Origin of the sequence: Paramuribaculum intestinale (assembly GCF_003024925.1) — a bacterium.
Lineage (GTDB): Bacteria > Bacteroidota > Bacteroidia > Bacteroidales > Muribaculaceae > Paramuribaculum > Paramuribaculum intestinale.
Map to the genome: position 1 here is coordinate 1 of NZ_PUED01000337.1, position 1,401 is coordinate 1,401.

The 1,401-nt window shown below is 48.0% G+C and carries 2 protein-coding genes; both read left to right on the top strand.

Going from position 1 to position 1,401, the window contains the following annotated elements; genetic code table 11:
* Window positions 1–122: 122 nt before the first annotated feature.
* Window positions 123–998 (top strand): HsdM family class I SAM-dependent methyltransferase, encoded by an 876-nt coding sequence (locus C5O24_RS13320; RefSeq protein ID WP_107037117.1) that lies wholly within the window; start codon window positions 123–125, stop codon window positions 996–998.
* Window positions 995–1,351 carry a restriction endonuclease subunit S gene (locus tag C5O24_RS13325; protein WP_107037116.1) on the top strand — a complete coding sequence of 119 codons (357 nt, stop codon included), beginning with the start codon at window positions 995–997 and terminating at the stop codon, window positions 1,349–1,351. Before C5O24_RS13320 ends, C5O24_RS13325 begins: the two co-directional genes overlap by 4 nt.
* Window positions 1,352–1,401 lie beyond the last annotated feature (50 nt).

Here is a 1,401-nt window from a genome sequence, read left to right on the forward strand (position 1 = left end):
AGTAACTTTACTTTCGGTAATCATGATACAGTATTTATTGTTTGTTGCATCTAAATTACTAAACATCAGTGATATTGCCAAAAAAATCGGCAGCTTTTTCAAGCTGCCGATTCAACTTTTTTATGGTGTTCCTTATCCCGAACTCGCGTTATAAGAAAGAGCTTGCCAAGAAATCTGTAAAGGAACATTTCCGCAACACAATGTTGCATGGCTTCGATACAGACGCAACTATGCTTCGCATCGGTGCAATGAACCTTATGCTCCACGATGTTGACAATCCGCAGGTGGCATGGCAGGATTCCCTGTCCGCCGACAATACCGACACGGAGCGTTACTCGCTTATACTCGCCAACCCGCCGTTTGCCGGAAGCCTCGACAACGATGCCGTGGCAAAGAGTCTTCTGACTATCGCCAAGACCAAGAAGACTGAACTGCTGTTTCTCGCCCTGTTCATCCGCTCGCTACGTGTGGGCGGCCGTTGTGCGTCTATCGTCCCCGACGGTGTGCTGACCGGTTCCTCGAAAGCTCATAAAGACCTGCGCAAAGAGCTGGTGGAGAACCAATACCTTGAAGCCGTCATCTCGATGCCCGCCGGAGTATTCCTGCCATATTCCAACGTCTCGACAGCCATCCTGATCTTTACCAAGACCAATGCCGGAGGCACGGACCGGGTATGGTTCTATGATATGAAAGCCGACGGCTTTTCGCTCGACCAGAAGCGCAACGAGATTGCCGACAACGACATACCCGACATCATCGCGCGATTCCACGACCGCAAAGCCGGAGAATCGGAGCGTAAGCGCACCGACAAGTCGTTCCTTGTGCCGCAGAGCGAGATAATCGAGCATGGCTACGATCTTGCCTTCAACACCTACAAGGAGACTATCCGCGAAAAGGTGGAGTTTGAACCCACAGAATCAATCATGAACCGTCTTCACACCACAGAGGAAACCTTCCTCCGTGGCATGGTCGAACTTCAAAAGATGCTTGCACAATGAACCACGGCTGGGAAATTCGGCCTTTACAAGATATTTGTAATAAGGCTTCATCAAATTTGATGCAGAAGAATATCGACTCTGAAAATGGGAAATATCCTGTTTTCGGAGCCTCTGGTATTGCCGGCTATATAGATTATTATGTTCAGGCAAAGGATTATATTGGCATAATCAAAGATGGCTCTGGCGTTGGTCGCGTAAGTGTTTATCCCAAAGAGTCATCTTTGTTAGGGACACTGCAATATATAATACCTAATGAAAACATGGATTTGCGTTATGTTCCTGATGCTCAACGCCTCGGATATCCTCATTCCGGTAGCATACAAAAGCCTGAAAAGGCACGGCATGCACATTAGACATGATTTTGGTGTAGGTCTTGAAAGCTCGGCTTCATCGATTGCCGCGA